14 protein-coding genes are annotated in these 15,242 nt (G+C 73.8%); 5 read left to right on the plus strand and 9 right to left on the minus strand.

Annotated features, from left to right (window positions below; translation table 11 throughout):
• Positions 1–12: 12 nt before the first annotated feature.
• The 6 genes from AB0I91_RS22725 to AB0I91_RS22750 are packed head-to-tail and all read right to left on the minus strand — an operon-like array spanning position 13 to position 6,690.
• On the minus strand, positions 13–1,740 hold the full coding sequence (locus tag AB0I91_RS22725) for a condensation domain-containing protein (protein WP_499638608.1): 1,728 nt from the start codon (positions 1,738–1,740) through the stop codon (positions 13–15).
• Positions 1,737–2,627 (minus strand): thioesterase domain-containing protein, encoded by an 891-nt coding sequence (locus tag AB0I91_RS22730; RefSeq protein ID WP_499638610.1) that lies wholly within the window; start codon positions 2,625–2,627, stop codon positions 1,737–1,739. The genes AB0I91_RS22725 and AB0I91_RS22730 overlap by 4 nt, the downstream gene beginning before the upstream one ends.
• Complete coding sequence (locus tag AB0I91_RS22735) at positions 2,624–3,991, minus strand: AMP-binding protein (protein WP_498780323.1); 1,368 nt, start codon at positions 3,989–3,991, stop codon at positions 2,624–2,626. The genes AB0I91_RS22730 and AB0I91_RS22735 overlap by 4 nt, the downstream gene beginning before the upstream one ends.
• An 8-nt stretch (positions 3,992–3,999) precedes the next feature.
• The gene (locus AB0I91_RS22740; RefSeq protein WP_498780322.1) at positions 4,000–4,488 is read right to left on the minus strand and encodes a phosphopantetheine-binding protein; all 489 of its coding nucleotides are present in this window, start codon (positions 4,486–4,488) and stop codon (positions 4,000–4,002) included.
• Positions 4,485–5,261, minus strand: coding sequence for a hypothetical protein (locus AB0I91_RS22745; RefSeq protein WP_499611424.1), 777 nt, complete (start codon positions 5,259–5,261; stop codon positions 4,485–4,487). Before AB0I91_RS22745 ends, AB0I91_RS22740 begins: the two co-directional genes overlap by 4 nt.
• Complete coding sequence (locus AB0I91_RS22750; protein ID WP_499638612.1) at positions 5,218–6,690, minus strand: AMP-binding protein; 1,473 nt, start codon at positions 6,688–6,690, stop codon at positions 5,218–5,220. Before AB0I91_RS22750 ends, AB0I91_RS22745 begins: the two co-directional genes overlap by 44 nt.
• A 125-nt stretch (positions 6,691–6,815) precedes the next feature.
• On the opposite strand from AB0I91_RS22750, the gene AB0I91_RS22755 reads away from it, so the two are divergent.
• Genes AB0I91_RS22755 through AB0I91_RS22765 form a run of 3 tightly spaced genes read left to right on the plus strand, consistent with a single transcriptional unit; the run spans position 6,816 to position 9,704 of the window.
• On the plus strand, positions 6,816–7,076 hold the full coding sequence (locus AB0I91_RS22755) for an acyl carrier protein (protein ID WP_498780319.1): 261 nt from the start codon (positions 6,816–6,818) through the stop codon (positions 7,074–7,076).
• Positions 7,073–8,308 (plus strand): beta-ketoacyl-[acyl-carrier-protein] synthase family protein, encoded by a 1,236-nt coding sequence (locus AB0I91_RS22760; RefSeq protein WP_499611419.1) that lies wholly within the window; start codon positions 7,073–7,075, stop codon positions 8,306–8,308. Before AB0I91_RS22755 ends, AB0I91_RS22760 begins: the two co-directional genes overlap by 4 nt.
• Positions 8,301–9,704, plus strand: coding sequence for a condensation domain-containing protein (locus AB0I91_RS22765; RefSeq protein ID WP_499638614.1), 1,404 nt, complete (start codon positions 8,301–8,303; stop codon positions 9,702–9,704). The genes AB0I91_RS22760 and AB0I91_RS22765 overlap by 8 nt, the downstream gene beginning before the upstream one ends.
• On the opposite strand, the gene AB0I91_RS22770 is transcribed toward AB0I91_RS22765, so the two are convergent.
• Both AB0I91_RS22770 and AB0I91_RS22775 read right to left on the minus strand, forming a co-directional pair.
• Positions 9,664–10,848 (minus strand): cytochrome P450, encoded by a 1,185-nt coding sequence (locus AB0I91_RS22770; protein WP_499638616.1) that lies wholly within the window; start codon positions 10,846–10,848, stop codon positions 9,664–9,666. The genes AB0I91_RS22765 and AB0I91_RS22770 overlap by 41 nt on opposite strands.
• Positions 10,845–12,005: a nucleotide disphospho-sugar-binding domain-containing protein gene (locus tag AB0I91_RS22775; protein ID WP_498780312.1), complete on the minus strand. Its 1,161-nt coding sequence runs from the start codon at positions 12,003–12,005 to the stop codon at positions 10,845–10,847. The genes AB0I91_RS22770 and AB0I91_RS22775 overlap by 4 nt, the downstream gene beginning before the upstream one ends.
• 75 nt (positions 12,006–12,080) lie before the next feature.
• Between AB0I91_RS22775 and AB0I91_RS22780 the strand changes: the two genes are divergently transcribed.
• Positions 12,081–13,250 carry a cytochrome P450 gene (locus AB0I91_RS22780; RefSeq protein ID WP_498780310.1) on the plus strand — a complete coding sequence of 390 codons (1,170 nt, stop codon included), beginning with the start codon at positions 12,081–12,083 and terminating at the stop codon, positions 13,248–13,250.
• Here AB0I91_RS22780 and AB0I91_RS22785 read toward each other — a convergent pair.
• Positions 13,244–14,107: a TauD/TfdA dioxygenase family protein gene (locus tag AB0I91_RS22785; protein ID WP_498780309.1), complete on the minus strand. Its 864-nt coding sequence runs from the start codon at positions 14,105–14,107 to the stop codon at positions 13,244–13,246. The two genes, AB0I91_RS22780 and AB0I91_RS22785, sit on opposite strands and share 7 nt — an antisense overlap.
• A 74-nt stretch (positions 14,108–14,181) precedes the next feature.
• Between AB0I91_RS22785 and AB0I91_RS22790 the strand changes: the two genes are divergently transcribed.
• On the plus strand, positions 14,182–15,195 hold the full coding sequence (locus tag AB0I91_RS22790) for a methyltransferase (protein ID WP_499638618.1): 1,014 nt from the start codon (positions 14,182–14,184) through the stop codon (positions 15,193–15,195).
• Positions 15,196–15,242 lie beyond the last annotated feature (47 nt).

The raw sequence follows: 15,242 nt of genomic DNA on the forward strand, positions 1-15,242 counted from the left end.
ACGCGGACGGCGTCAGCGGCCGGTGCCGGAGGTCAGCGGCGGGTCGCTGAGAGCGGAGGCGTGGAGCACGTAGTGGCGTGGTGTCAGGGCCGCGGGGTAGCGGGGGAGTGCGGCCATGCAGCGGAGGTGGGCTTCCTCCGGCGTGTGGACCTCGGGGGTGGCGGTCAGGTGGGCCACCAGCGGGATCCCGTTCTCGGCGGGCAGGATTCGGCTGGTGGACGGCGTGAGGGCGTCGTCCAGCAGTGCCTGCACCTCGGTCAGGTCCACCCAGCAGTTGTCCACGAAGTGCCAGTTGTCGGGGCGGACGATGGGCGGTAGCGCTATCGCCTCCCGCTGCGCCGCGGGGGTCAGGTTCGCGCGCGCCGCGGCGAGGAGCAGGCGCTCCACCGCCGAGAGCAGGGACTCGACCTCCTCGTGCGGGACCAGGCCGGTGTCGGCGGTCCAGACGTCCAGGACCAGGTGGGGCTCGACGCTGGTCAGGCCAAAGCGCAGCGGGGTGCCGTTGCGGGGGGTGGGGCGCCAGCGGATCGTCGTCTCGTCGAGGGTGGGAGGCGCGGGGGCTTGGCCGGTGAAGGGGGTGTTGGGGCCGAACCACGACTCCGGCACCGTGCTGTTGAACAGCGGGTCGTAGTTGAACACCAGGCCGCGGTCGTGCGCGGTCCGGTCGTCGGACGCCGACCGGGCCGCGGCGTCGTACCGGCCGTGCCTGCTGGACTCCAGGACGGCGGTCCAGGTGTGCCTGACCAGGGCGTCGAAGTCGTGGTCCGCCACGTCCACGGCGGCCAGGCAGCCCTGGGCCAGGGTCCCCACGTACCCGGTCAGGGCGCGGTCGAAGCGGTTGCCCGACAGCAGGGGCAGGATCAGCTCCCGGTAGCCGGTGCGGTGGGACAGGACGGCGCTGATCGCCGCCAGGACGATGCTGGAGCGGCTCGTCCTGGTCCGGGCGGCGATCCGGCGCAGCGCCCGCCCCGCCGCCGGGGACGACATCTCCACCGCCATCGAGTCGCCGGTGGCGCGGGCGCCGGGGAGCAGGTAGAGCGCGCGCGGGGTCCGGCGGGACATCGAGTCCATGTGGTCGAGCGCCGCCCGTGCCCGGCGCCGTTCCAGCGGGGTGGCCTCGATCTCCACCTGGTCCAGCGGTTGGCGACGCGGTGGGCCGACCTCGCGGAGTGACGGGGTGGCGGTCAGTTCCCGGAACTCGTGCTTGAGCACCTCGATCGCCGCCCGGTCCACGGCCATGTGGGAGAACTCGGCGGCGCAGGCCACCACCAGGTCGTCCTGCTCCGGCGCCACCGCCACCACCAGGCGCACCGCGGGCCGCGTGCCGTCCGGCGCGTCCTGGAGCCGGCGCAGGAGCGCCGACGCCGCCGCGGGCTGGTCGGATTCGCCCCACGTGCCGTCGCCCAGCGAGCAGACGACCACCGGGACCACCCCGGACGCCGCCACGGTCTGCCGGGGATCCTCACGGCCCGAGTACGAGGTGCGCAGGCCTTCGTGGCGGGCCACCAGGACCGCCACGGCCGCGGTCACGTCCGCCACGTGGACGTCCCGGGGCACCGGCAGGTCCACGGCCAGGGTGGCGTGGAAGTGGTCCGGGGTCCGCATCAGCCAGCGCTGGATGTTGAGCTGCCCGAGCGTCAGCGGTCCTTCGCGGTGGCTCAGACCGGCGAACTCGACGGCCTCCGAGCGCACGGCGGTCAGGCGCACCCGTCGTTTCCGCGGCCGGGTGGGCGCGTTCATCGCAGTGCCGTCCGCAGCGCCGTCGTCAGGTCGCCGGCCTGGTGCCGGCGGACGGTGGCGTCGTCGGGCCAGGGGTTCGCCGTCTCGCCGAAGACGTCGACCGGAGCGGCCGACGGCGACGGCCGCCAAGCGGCGACGGCCCGGCCCAACGCCTCGCGCACCCGCGTCACCCGTGCCACGAACGCCGTTGTCGTGTCGGGCGGGACCAGGTCGCGTGCTTTCCAGTCCGCCAGCGCCTGCTCCGGGTCTGCGAGGTCGGAGGGCTCGGCCTCGACCAGGCGGGGGTCGAGGTCGGCGATCAGGCGCACGTCCGGGAGCAGGGCGGCGACTTCGAAGGCGATCACCGCGCCCGCGCCCGCACCGCCCAGGACGTAGGGGCCGGACGGGTGAGCGGCCCGGATCGCGTCGGCGTAGGCACGGGCCAGGGCCGGCACCGAGTCGATCGACGCCGAGTCGATCGACGCCGTGTCGTCGTACAGGCCGGGTGCCTGGAGGCCGTGCACCGCCTGGTCCTCGCCGAGGTCCTGCGCGAGCCGGGCGTAGCGGGCCACCTGGCCGTCGTCGGGGTGGATCAGGAACAGCGGGGTGCCGTCGCCGTCCTGGACGGGCACCAGGGGGCCCGCCAGGCGGCTGTTGTGCTCGCGCAGGGTCGCGGCGAGTGATTCGACCGTGGGGTGTTCCGCCATGACGTTCAGCGGTAGCCGGACGTCCAGTCCGGTGAGCACCGCGTTGATCACGCGGGCCGCGTCCAGGGAGTTGCCGCCCACGCCGAAGAAGTTCTCCCTGATGCCCACGCCGAAGCCGAGGACGTCCTGCCAGACGCGGGACAGCCAGAGCTCGACCGGGTCGCGGGGGCGGTGGTAGTCGGTGTCGACGGGTGTGTTCATCGGGGTGGTGCACCGCCCTCGGAGTCGGGAGACAGGCGCCAGCGCTGGAGCTTTCCGGCCGCCGTGCGCGGGAGTCGGTCGACGAACGTGAAGTGCTTGGGGATCTTGTAGCCCGCCAGCAGGCGTCCGCAGTGCGCGGCCAGTTCGGCGCGGCGGGCCGTCTTGTCCGGCCGCAGGACCACGTGCACGCCCACCACCGATCCCAGGGTGTCGTGGGGGACGGCCAGCGCCACCGCGTCGAGCACCGCGTGGTGGTGGCGCAGTGCCGCCTCGACCTCCTCGGGGTCCACCTTCTCGCCGCCCACGTTGATCGTGTCGTGCGCGCGTGGTTCCAGGTAGAGGTAGCCGTCCTCGTCGAGCCTGCCGCGGTCGCCCACGGTGGCGAACCCGTCCGGCGTGGTGCGCACGGTCCGGTGGTCCAGGTAGTCGGCGCGGGTGATCGCGTCCGGGGTGCGCAGGTAGACGGTGCCGGGGGTGCCCGGCGGGGTCGGGCGCCCGGCGTCGTCCTGGATGCGGATCCGGGTGAGGACCCCGCGGCCCACCGTGCCGGGACGGGCCAGCCACTCGTCGCCGCGGGCCAGGGTCACGCCGATGCCCTCGGTCGTGCCGTACAGCTCGAAGACCCGCTCCGGGCCCAGCAGGTCGAGCCAGCCGCGCTTGGTGTCGTCGTCGCACTTGGCGGCGGTGTGCAGGACCGCCCGCAGGCTGTCGAAGTGGGCCGGGTCCGGGGTGGTCGCCAGGATCTCGCGCATGTGCGCGGGGGTCAGCTGCGCCCACTCGACGCCGTGCTCGCGGATCAGGTCGACGGTCCACCGCGGCGCGAAGAAGCGTTGCAGCACCACGGTGTTGGCGTCGAGGACCGCGTCCACGAACGACGTGAACGGCGCGGCGTGGTAGAGCGGGCCGACGATGAGGTGCCGCTGGCCGGTGCGCCACCCCGTCTGCCGGATGGCCAACGACGGTGTCCGGCGCGGGTCGTGGCGCAGCGGGCCCGGGCGGGCGGCGATCTTCGGGATGCCCGTGCTCGCGCCGGTCGCCAGGAGGTAGGCGACGCCGTGGTCCTCCTGGACGAACCGGGACTCCAGCTGTGACAGCAGGACGTCCCGTTCGGCGGGTGGCGTCGCCGGGTTGAGCGGGAACACCGGCACCTCGGCCGCCAGGGCCGCGGCGATGGCGACGGCCGCGTCCACGGTGTTGGCGGCCTCCACGACGGCGTACGGGCCGGTCGTCCGGCTCGCGGTCGCCGTGGCGCGGTCGGCGAACTCCCGCCACGACAGCGCCACCTCCGCCAGGTCGGCGTCGAAGCCGATCAGGGCGGGGCGCTCGGGCGCGTCGCGGGCGATGTCGGCGATCCGTCGGAGCACGGGGAGGTTCATGGTTGGCGGAGGACTTCCGCCAGGCGGCGCACGCTGGACGCGGTCATGAACTCGTAGACGTCGACGGGGCGGTCGAACTCGGCCTCGACGGCGGAGATGATGCCCAGGGCGGACAGCGAATCGCCGCCCAGCTCCAGGAAGTCGTCGGTGGCCCCCACCGCGCGCACGTCGAGCTGCTCCGCCCAGATGGCGGCGACGCGGCGCTCGACGTCGTCGCGCGGGTCCTCGAACAGGGTGCAGCGGCCGTCGGCCAGGGCGGCGGCGAGGTCGTCGGGGGTCACCGGCAGGGAGTCCACGACCAGCACGCCGACCGGGCCGTCCAGCTGCTGCCGGACGTGGTTGCGCAGCACCGTGCCGCTCAGGTACTCGGTGGGCTCCACCGCGGCCACGACGACGTCGCGCCCGTCGTGGCGCACGACCGCCACCTCCACCCGGCCGACGCCGGGGTGCGACTGCAGCAGCTCGGTAACCCGGGACGGGGTCATGCCGGCACTCCTCTCAGGTGGGCGGTCACGTGGGCGCGGACCTCGTCGTCGCGCAGCAGCTCCTCGTGCTCCACGTCGAACACGGTCAGGTGGACGTCGTCGTCCACCGGCAGCGGGTAGTCCCGGGAGTGCACGAACAAGGGCTCGCCCGCCTTCAGCTCGAAGCGGCCCCCGGAGGCCAGGAGCAGGTAGTCCATGTAGGTGCGGAAGCCCTTGACCAGTTCGCCGCGGAAGTAGTCGTCGAGCGACAGGCGGCCGGCGACCGACCGCATCAAGTCGTCGTAACGCGCGGCCAGGGCGTCGGCCACGCGGGGCAGGTCGTCGGGGTGCTCCTCGACCAGGGTGTCGGCGAGGGTCTGGGCGTCCTCCAGCTCCTGCTCGGTCAGGTGCTCGGCGGAGGCGTGGACGATGCCGCTGAACTCGCCCGCCAGGGAGCCCGCGCCGGTCCGCGCGGCGTCGAACAGCAGGACCCGCGGAGCGGGTTGCCGCTCGGCCACCGCGTCGGCCACGCAGGTGGCCAGCGACGCGCCGGCGCAGTAGCCCAGGACGGCGCGAACGGCGCCGCCACCCGCCAGGGCCTCGTCCGCCCACCGGGCGACCGCCTCGTCCAGCGGGCCCGCGCCGATCCGTCCCACGTGGAGGAAGGAGGCGTCGACGGTCGACGAGGCCGCCAGGTCGGGGAAGCCCGCGGACGCCCTCCCGCCGGGGAAGTCGAGGCACAGCACCAGGTCAGGTCCCCGGTCGGACAGTCGACGCCAACTGCTCAGCTCCACCGCCGGACCTCCCGATGACTTCGGCCAGTGCCGGGTAGTCGACCTTCCCGCCGGGCGTGCGCGGTAATCGGTCGACCTGCCGGAGGACAACGTGCCGGCTCGGCACGCCGAGCGAATCGGCCAAGTGCCGTCGCTGCCGCTCGTGAACGGCGGAGTCGCCCGCGCCGACGAGGTAGACCACGTCGTCGTCGGCGAGCACCGCGGTGGGGTGCTCCGGCCGTTCCACCAGGCGCTCCAGGTCGTCCAGGCTCGTGCGGACGCCGAGCACCTTGGCGATGCGCTTGGTGCGGCCGGTCAGGTACAGGTAGCCGGCACGCAGGTAGCCCAGGTCGCCGGTGTCCAGCACGTCCACTTCGGCGCCCCGGGCCAGGTCCTCCCGGCACGACGCGTAGCCCAGCATCACGCCCGGCCCCCGGTAGCGCACCGCGCCCTCGCCGGGGACGGCCCGGGCGTGCGGTGGGCCGGGGGCGATGGTGAAGACGCCGCCCGGCACGGCCCGTCCGACCGAACCGAGGCGCTCGGGCAGGTCGGCCGGGTCGAGCACGGCCATCCGGGACGTCGCCTCGGTCTGCCCGTACATCGTGAAGAACCGGCCGCCGCGCCGCCGCATCATCCCCGCCAACCGGGTGGTCAGCTCGTCGGGCAGCCGTGCGCCCGCCTGGGTCATCGTGCGGATCGCCGTGCGCTCCAGGAGGTTCACGTGCGCCGGCCCGAACGCCGCGTAGGTGGTCGGCACGGCCGCCAACGACGTCACGCCCGTGCGGGCCAGCCGGTCCCACGTCGCGAGCGCCAGCGGCGGGCTGTCGGACAGCACCACGCTCGCCCCGGCGATCAGGTGGCTGTTGAGCACGGAAAGCCCGTAGGCGTGGGTGATCGGCAACGTGGTGGCGGCGCGCTCAGCCGCGGTGATGCCCAGGGCGTCCACGATCGCACGGGAGTTGTCGGCGATCGCCGAGTACGACAGCCGAACCGCCTTCGGGCTTCCCGTAGTCCCCGAAGTCGTGAGCAGGAGGGCCGTCTCGTCGGAGATCGGGGTGAGCGGACCGCCGGAGGTGCGGCGGAAGACCGTTGCGCCGACCGGGGATTCGCCGGTCGGCCGGTAGCCGGCGGCCGTCAGGTCGTCGTGCGCGCCGGGCGCCGGGACGACGAAATCGGGCCGGTAGGCGGACAAGACCTCGGCGGTCGCGGGAAGGAATGCGACCGTGTGGCCCAACCGCAGTGCGGCGAGATAGGTCAGCACAGTGGGCAGGTCGCGGTCGCCCGCGCACAGCACGAGGGCCTTCTCGTTGTGCCGCAACGCGGTTCCGACCTGCTCCACCAGGTCGGACAGCTCGCCGTAGGTCAGCGCGCCACCGCCGGGCGGCACGACGGCGGCCGAGGGCGGCGGCGCGCCGACGCCGGTCACCAGGTCCAGCGCGGTCGTCGCCATGCCGCACATTCTGCGGTCCCGAAGCGAGCGCGGTCCATAGCGTCGGTTCGGCGAACGGTTGCTTGACGGCCGGGACCTGATGGCAAAAACTCTCCCTTCACCGGCCGGGAAAGGGCGCGTGGACGATGACCGCTGAGATCCGCGACTTCCTGCTGGAGTCGCTCACCGAGATGAAGTACAGCACCGACGGGATCGACGAGGACACCGTGCTCGGCCCCGCGGGCGCCGACCTGGAGTCGCTGGCCCTGGCCGAACTCGCCCTGCGGGTGGAGGACCGGTACGGGGTGCGCTTCGAGGTCGAGGAGGCCGAGTCCTTCGCCGGCCTGACCGTCGGCGAGTTCTGCGCCGTTGTCGCCCAGCGGATCAGCACCTCGGCCGCGACGTGACCGCGCGGGCCGCCGTCACCGGCATCGGGCTCGTCACGCCGGTCGGCACGGCGGTGGACGAGGTGTTCGACGCCGTCTGCGCGGGCCGCTCCGGGCTGTCCGCTCCACCGGAGGACCACGTGTTGCGCGGCGTCGTGGACGTCGCCGCGTTCGCCCCGCCGATCGCCGCGGACAGCGTGATCCCGGCCAAGGAAGCGCGGCTCGTGGACCGGTCGATCGTGATGGCGCTGCGGGCGGCCGAGGACGCGTTGGCGGACGCGGGCCTCGAAGTGGGCCGTGACGTGGACCCCTACCGGGTCGCCGTTGTGGTGTCGGGCGTCGGCGGGCTGGACACGCTGGCCGACCAGGCGGTGCAGCGGTCGCGGCGGGGACGGCTGGGCGTCAGCCCGTTCATGCTGCCCGGCGTGCTGCCCAACATGGCCGCCGCGCGCACCGCGATCAAGTTCGGGATCCGCGGCTACACCTCGTCGGTCGGCACGGCTTGCGCGGCCGGCGGCCAGTCCATCGGGGAGGCGCTGCGCATCCTGCGCGCCGGCGAGGCGGACGTGGTGGTGTGCGGCTGTTCGGAGGCTCCACTGTTCCCGACCTTCGCCGACGCCTTCGGCAACGCCCTGGCCCTGGCCAAGGGCTGGCCCGACCCGGCGACCGCGAGCCGGCCGTTCGACCGCCGCCGCAACGGCCTGGTGCTCGGCGAGGCCGCGGGCGTGCTGGTGCTGGAGCGGCCGGGGTTCGCGCGGGCGCGCGGCGCGTCCGCGCACGCCGACGTGCTGGGCTGGGGCGCGACGAACGACGCCTACCACCCCACCACACCGCGCCCGGACGGCTCCAGCGCCGCGGCCAGCATGGAGATCGCCCTGCGCGACGCGGGCCTGACCACCGCGGACGTCGACTACCTCAACGCACACGGCACCGCCACCAAAGCCGGTGACGCCGCGGAGGCCAAGGCCATCACGAGCGTGTTCGGCGGCGCCATGCCGCCGGTGAGCTCGACCAAGGGCGTCACCGGGCACATGCTCGGCGCGTCCGGCGTGGTGGAGGCGGCCATCGGCATCGCCGCGCTGCGGCACGGGCTGCTGCCCCCGACGCACAACCTGGACGAGCCGGACCCGTCGATGGACCTGAACCACGTCCGGGACAAGGCCCTCGCCGCGCCCGCGCGCACCGTCATGTCCAACTCGTTCGGCTTCGGCGGCCACAACGTCAGCGTGATCCTCGGGCGCGCCGATGCGTGAGCGCCGAGTCACCGTCCCGTTCTCCGGACCCGGCGCGGGCACCGCGCCCCTGACGTGGGGCCAGAAGGCGATCATGCGCGACATGCGCGCGACCGGCTGGCCGCACAACAACAGCGGCGCGCACCCGTTGCCCGAGGGCGTGACCGTCGCGGACCTGGCGGCCCGGCTGGGCGCGATGATGTGCCGCCACCCCGCGCTGCGGATGAGGCTCGGCGTCGGCGACGGCGGCGAGCCGTGCCAGGTGGTCGTGGAATCCGGCGAGATCGACGTCGAGGTGACCGCCTTCGACGACGACGTGGACCCCGCTGAGGTTTTGGGGCACAGCCACAAGATCTGGTTCGAGTGGATGACGACCCCGTTCGACGGCCACACCCCGTGGCTGGTCCGGCTGGCGGTGCTGGAGCACCGCGGCCAGGCGGCGCACCTGGTGTTCGCGGTCAACCACCTCGTCGCCGACGGCACGGGCACGCTGCTGCTGATGACCGGCCTGGGCGTCGGCGAGCTGGCCGACCGCCGGCCGGCCCCCGACGCCGTCACCGCGCTGGACCTCGCGCGCCGCGAGCAGACGCCCGAGGCGCGGCGCACCAGCGACGGCGCGATGCGCTACTGGGAGCGCCAACTCCGGGACCTGCCGCGCGCGACGTTCGGGGAGCCGAAGTACCCGGAAGGGCGGCTCGGGCACCGCTACTGGCACGGCCGGTTCAGGTCCTCTGCGGCCCACCTGGCCGTGCTGGCCATCGCCCGCCGCACGCGCACCGACACCGCGCGGGTGCTGCTGGCCGTGCTGGCCATCGCGATCGGCCGCGCCACGGGCGTGGACCCGCTCACCACCAACGTCATCGTCAGCAACCGGTTCCGGCCGGGCTTCGCCGACGTGATCGGCACGCTGAGCCAGAACTCGGTGGTGACGCTGGACTTGCGCGGCACGGTGGACGAGGTGGTGGCGCGGACCCGGCACGCGGCGACGGCGGCGTGGATGCGCGCCTACTACGACCCCGACCAGCTCGACCGCCTGGTCGACCGCCTCGACGCCGAACGCGGCCACCCGGCCGCGGTCACCTGCCGCATCAGCGACCTGAGGTTCAGCACCCGCCCGGACGCCGAGGAGCTGACCGACGGCGAGCCCGTGACCGAGGAGCGGGTGCGGGCCGAGCTGCCCCGGACGTTCCTGTCCTGGGACGGCCACCTCGACGCGATGCCCGACCAGCTGTTCATCAGCGTCGAGGACCGGCCCGGCACGATCCACCTCCAGATGGTGTTCGACATGGCCGTGCTCACCACCGACCAGGTGGAGACGATGCTCCACGCGGTCGAGGAGGTGGCGCTGGCGGCCGCGTTCGACCCGACCGCGCCCGCTATCGGCCCCACGTCACCGGCAGCTCCCGGAAGCTCCTGACCACCAGGCCGGGCTTGAGGCCCAGCTCCGACTCCGGCACGGCCAGGCGGAGGCCGGGCAGCCGGCGCAGCAGTCCGCCCAGCGCCTCCTGGAGCTCCATGCGGGCCAGCGAAGCGCCGATGCAGTGGTGCGGGCCGGCGCCGTAGGCGATGTGCGGGTTGGGGGAGCGGGTGAGGTCGAGCCGGTCGGCGTCCGGGAACACCGACTCGTCGCGGTTGGCCGACACCACGGCGGGCAGCACGACCGAGCCCGCCGGCACCGGGACCCCGCCCAGGTCGACGTCCTCGAGGGTGACCCGGGGCATCAGGATGCCGCTCTCGCCGAGCTGGATGTAGCGGGTCAGCTCCTCCACGGCCACCGCGACGGCGTGCGGGTCGTCGCCGCGCAGGGCGGCGAGCTGGTCGGGGTGGCTCGACAGGACGGTGACGAACAGGTTGATCTGGTTGGTGGTCGACTCGTGGCCGCCGGCGAGCAGCCCGGCGGTGACGGAGACGAGTTCCCGCTCGGACAGCGAGTCCTCCCGGTCCCACGCGGCGACCAAGGCGCTCATCAGGTCGTCGCCGGGGTTCGCGCGCCGCTTCCCTATCAGCTCCCCGAACGCGGCCAGCGCCGCGCGCGGCGGGCCCGGGTCGGCCCGCCAATCGCCGACCAGCGCGTCCGACCACTCCTTGACCCGGTCCTGCTCCTCGTCGGCCACGCCGAACAGCCCGCTGATCACGGCGATGGGCAGCGGCGCGGACACGTGCGCGCTCAGGTCCGCTCCGGGGCCGGCCTGTTCGAGGCGGTCGATCAGGCCGTCCACGAGCCCGGCCACCGTCGCGCGCAGGTCCTCGACGCGGCGTGCGGTGAAGGCGCTGCCGACCACGCGGCGGACCTTGGTGTGCAGGGGCGGGTCCATGCCCAGCAGCGAGTCGTCGGCCAGCGATCCCAGTTCCCACTCCGGACCCTTCGGCCCGGTGGCCGCGGCACGGCTGAACCTGGGGTCGCTGAAGACTTTCCGGACGTCCGCGTGCCGGGTCGCGAGGTAGGCGAGGGTGCCGTCGGGCAGTTCCACCCGCGGCACCGGGTCCTCGGCGCGCAGGCGCGCGTACTCCGGCGACGGGTGGTGCAGCGACGGCGCGGGCGGGAGCGGGAAGCGGATCACGGGTGGCGTCCTTCGGCGTAGGCAACGAGCTGGTCGACCACCTGGGCGGGGGTGGGCATGGCGTGGATGCGGTCGCGCAGCAGTTCGGCGGCCTCCCGCCACGGCCCACCGTCCATCAGCGCGGCGACGCTGTCGCGCACCGACGCGACGTCGGGCTCCTCCAGCACCAGGCCCGCGCCGGACACCAGCAGGCGTTCGCCGTTGAAGTGCTCGTCGCCGACCTGCGGCAGGATCAGTTGCGGCACACCGTGGACGAGGGCGGTCATCATCGTGCCCGCACCGCCGTGCTGGACGAACGCCGCGCTGCCGGGCAGCGCCAGGCGCAGCGCGAGGGGCGCGTCGGCCACCCGCACCGTGTCGGGCAACGGGGGCAGCGCGTCGCGGTGCGCCTTGGCCACGGCGACGACCACGTCCGCGCCCAGGTCGGCCACGGCGCGGATGACGTCCGCGAGATCGGCCCGCTCGGACAGCCCCGGCCCGGCGACCGTGCCGCCGGTGACGCACACGCGCGGGCGGCTCGGCGGTTCGTGCAGCCACGGCGGGAGGACGTGGGTGCCGTTGTAGGGCAGGTAGCGCATCGGCAGGCTCGGCACGGGCAGCGGAACCTGGAGCGGCGCGGGCACGGGGTCGATCATCAGGCCGCCCGCCACGCGCACGTCCGACGACGTGATCCCGAAGCGGCGTGCCAGCGGGCCGAAGACGCCCTCGTGGTCCCACGCCAGCGTGGAGCCGTGGTCCGGTCCCCACAGGACCTGCGCGCCGGGCACGTCCAGCACGGCCGCTGCCACGGCCGCGGCGAGGTTGAACGGCTCCCACAGGAGGAGGTCCGGCCGGAAGGACCGTCCGAACGCGACCAGGTCGTCCACCCAGGCGTCGGCCATCTGAACCACACCGCCGTCCGGGGTGATCGCCGGACCGTCCGGATCGGGCGCGCCGGTGCCGCCACCGACCTTGCCGATCCGGTCGGTGAACACGGCCTCGAAGTCCAGGTGCGGACCCAGCGGCACGGCGACCAGGCCGGCCTCGTCCACGACCGGCGCGAGCCCGGGTTGGGTGGCCACCAGCACCTCGTGCCCGGCGGCCTGCAGCGCCCACGCCAACGGCACCAGGCAGTAGAAGTGCGAGCGCCAGCCCCAGGTCGAGATCAGAATGCGCACCCGGCATGCTAACCCGCGCACGGGGCGTGCGGAATCCGTTGACGCAGCGGGGGTTCGGGCGCAGTCTTATCCGCCGTGGCCGCCTTACCCGAATTGCGCCGGTACCCCTTCGAGCCGTTCACCGGCGAGCTGTCGCCGGAACTCCTCGGCATGATCGAGACCGACCCGGTGAGCCGGGTGCTGCTGCCGGACGGGGAGCCCGCCTGGCTCGTGCTGGACTACGCCGGGTGCGTCAAGGTGCTGGCCGACCCGCGGTTCAGCCGGGTGCTGCACCGGCCGCCGCCGGACCAGCCGCCGCTGCGCGACCTCAACCAGGACGGCCCGGCGCACGCGGCGGTGCGCCGGGTGGGCAGCCGCGCGTTCGGCGGTCGCCGCATGGCGCACTACCGCCCGCGCGTGCAGGCCCTGGTGGACGAGCTGGTGGACGCGATGATCGCCGGGCCGCGGCCCGCCGACCTGGTCAGCGGTCTCGTCGCGCCCTTGCCGCTGCTGGTGATCTGCGAGGTGATCGGTGTCCCGGCCGCCGACCGCGAGCGGTTCTACGGCTGGCTCGCGGGCCTGAACTCGGTGGTGGACTACAACTCCGCGGAGGCCGCGAAGTCGCTGTGGGTCTACCTGGCGGGGCAGCTGGCCGCCAAGCGGGTCGAGCCCGGCGACGACCTGCTGTCGGTGTGGCTGGAGGGCGGCGACGACCACGGCCTGTCCGACGACGAGATCATCGTGCTGGCCATGGGGTTGCTGCGCGGCGGCCTGGAGGTCGGCTCGACGGCCGCGGGCGTGCGGGTGCTGTTCCAGCACCCGGAGCAGCTGGCGGAGCTGGTGCGGTCACCGGAGAAGATCCCCGCCGCGGTGGAGGAGATCCTGCGGTACACCGCAGTCAGCAGCATGTTCCGGGTGCAGGTCGTCACCGGGGACGTGACCGTCGGCGACGTCGCGATGAGCGCCGGGGACCGCGTCATGGCCGTCCCGTGGGTGGCCAACCGCGATCCCCGGGTCTTCAAGGACCCCAACGTGTTCGACATCGACCGGGTGGCCCGGACGGCGCACCTGGCCTTCGGCTACGGGCCGCACTTCTGCCTGGGCACGGCCCTGGCCCGGATGGAGGTCGAGCTGTCCATCGCGACGCTGCTGCGCCGCCTGCCGGGGCTCGCGCCCGCGATCGGGGTCGAGGAGCTGCCGTGGCGCCACGACCGGATCAACGGGGGCATCGAGAGGTTCCCGGTGGTGTGGCGGGAGGATCAGTAGCTCTCCACCGCGTTGACCCGGTCGGGCCAGTACCGCTCGCCCGGCGCGGGCTGGTAGTGCTCCCAGCGCGGCGGGTTGCCCGTCGGCACGTCGCCCAGCACCGTGATGCGCTGGCCGCGGCGGCGTTCGCGGTAGTCGTTGACGGCGTAGTGCTGGGTGACCCGGTTGTCCCACATGGCCACGTCGCCGGGCTGCCAGCGGAAGCGGCAGGTGAACTGCGGTCCCTCGGAGAACCGGAACAGGTACTCCAGCAGGGCGTCGCTCTCGTTGCGCGACAACTGGGGGATGTGCGAGGTGAACAGGCGGTTGAGGTAGAGCGAGCGACGGCCGGTCTCCGGGTGCACGCGCACCACCGGGTGCTCGGCGCGGCTGGAGAACTCGTCGCCCACGCGGATGGTGTGGATCGCGGTCAGGCCGTCCACCAGGTCGCGCAGCGGGGCCGACAGCGACTCGTAGACCAGGCACTGGTTGGTCCACATGGTGTCGCCGCCGTGGGGCGGCAGTTCGATCAGGTGCAGCACCGACGCGATCGGCGGGCTCTCGTGGAAGGTCATGTCCGTGTGCCACACGTCGACCTTCGCCCCGTCCTCCGAGTCGATGACGACGATCTCCGGGTGGCTCTCCAGCCGCGGCAGGTAGGGGTGCAGCTCCACCTCGCCGAAGCGCCGCCCGAAGTCGATGTGCGCCTGCGGCGTCAGGTTCCCCTGACCGCGCAGGAACACCACCTGGTGACGCAGCAGCCGATCGCGGATCAGGTCGAACTGCTCGTCGGTCAACGTGTTCAGGTCGATGCCGCTGATCTCCGCGCCGAGGGCGCCGGACACCAGCCGGATTTCCGGGGCGGTCACACTCGTCATCGGGCCATTCTGTGCCACGAAGGGGGTTTGGTCCACGGGTTGACTGCGGTGGTGCGGTTCGGGACGCTGCGCCGATGCCGCCCGAGAACGCAGGGGAGCGCTTGGACGCGCTCACCGACCTGGTCACCCCGATGGCCGTGCGCACGGCGGTCACGCTCCGCGTGCCCGACCTGATCGCCGACGGCGCCACCGACCTGACCGAGCTGGCGCGGCGCTGCGGCGCCGACCGCGACGCGTTGGGCAGGTTGTTGCGCCACCTGGTCCACCGCGAGGTGTTCGCGGAGGTCTCACCGGACGTGTTCGCGTTGACCGGACTGGGCGAACTGCTGCGCGACCGCGGCGACACCGGCTACGGCACGAGGTTCGACCTGGACGGCTTCCCGGCGCGGATGGACCTGGCCGCGCTCGGCCTGCCGCACGCGGTCCGCACGGGCGAACCGGGCTACGCGTCGGTGCACGGCCGCGACTTCTGGTCCGACCTGGACGCGACCCCGGAGTACCGCGCGCACTTCGACCGGCTGATGGCCGGGCTCCAGGCGATGAGCGCGCCGCAGGTGGCGAAGCTCTACCCGTGGCCGGAGGCGGGGCTGGTGGCCGACGTCGGCGGCGGCTCGGGCGCGCTGCTGGCCGAGCTGCTGGCGGCGCACGGGCACCTGCGCGGGATGCTGGTCGACCGGGCCGAGCCGGTGGCCACGGCGGCGGCGCGGTTCGCCGAGAACGGCTTGGGCGACCGGGTCGAGGTGGTCGAGGGCGACTTCTTCCAGCCGCTGCCCGCAGGCGCGGACGTCTACGTCGTCTCGCGCGTGCTGACCGACTGGAACGACGCGTCCGCCGCGACGATCCTGCGCCGTTGCGCCGAAGCGGCCGGTCCGGACGGACGAGTGCTCGTGGTCGAGGTGCTGCCCACCGAGCCGCACGTGCCGCACCTGTCGCCGTTCGACCTCCGCATGTTGGTGGAGGTGGGCGGTCGGGAGCGCGACCGCGCGGCGCACGACGCGCTCGCCGCGTCGGTCGGACTGGCGCCGGCGCGGACGTTCGCGGGCTCGGATGGCTTGGCGCTCATGGAGTTCCGGTCGGCGTTGCGCTGATCGGCTTCTTGCCGCGGGATTCCCCGCGCCTTACCGTCACGCTGAGC

This window comes from Actinosynnema sp. NPDC049800 (assembly GCF_040656635.1).
In the GTDB taxonomy this organism is placed as follows: domain Bacteria; phylum Actinomycetota; class Actinomycetes; order Mycobacteriales; family Pseudonocardiaceae; genus Actinosynnema.

Excerpts from the sequence above, each read along its gene's own strand:
- AB0I91_RS22740 (WP_498780322.1), bottom strand. The coding sequence starts at position 4,488 with ATGACCCCGTCCCGGGTTACCGAGCTGCTGCAGTCGCACCCCGGCGTC.
- AB0I91_RS22790 (WP_499638618.1), top strand. The coding sequence starts at position 14,182 with ATGCCGCCCGAGAACGCAGGGGAGCGCTTGGACGCGCTCACCGACCTG.
- AB0I91_RS22725 (WP_499638608.1), bottom strand. The coding sequence starts at position 1,740 with ATGAACGCGCCCACCCGGCCGCGGAAACGACGGGTGCGCCTGACCGCC.
- AB0I91_RS22765 (WP_499638614.1), top strand. The coding sequence starts at position 8,301 with ATGCGTGAGCGCCGAGTCACCGTCCCGTTCTCCGGACCCGGCGCGGGC.
- AB0I91_RS22730 (WP_499638610.1), bottom strand. The coding sequence starts at position 2,627 with ATGAACACACCCGTCGACACCGACTACCACCGCCCCCGCGACCCGGTC.
- AB0I91_RS22750 (WP_499638612.1), bottom strand. The coding sequence starts at position 6,690 with ATGGCGACGACCGCGCTGGACCTGGTGACCGGCGTCGGCGCGCCGCCG.
- AB0I91_RS22755 (WP_498780319.1), top strand. The coding sequence starts at position 6,816 with ATGACCGCTGAGATCCGCGACTTCCTGCTGGAGTCGCTCACCGAGATG.
- AB0I91_RS22785 (WP_498780309.1), bottom strand. The coding sequence starts at position 14,107 with ATGACGAGTGTGACCGCCCCGGAAATCCGGCTGGTGTCCGGCGCCCTC.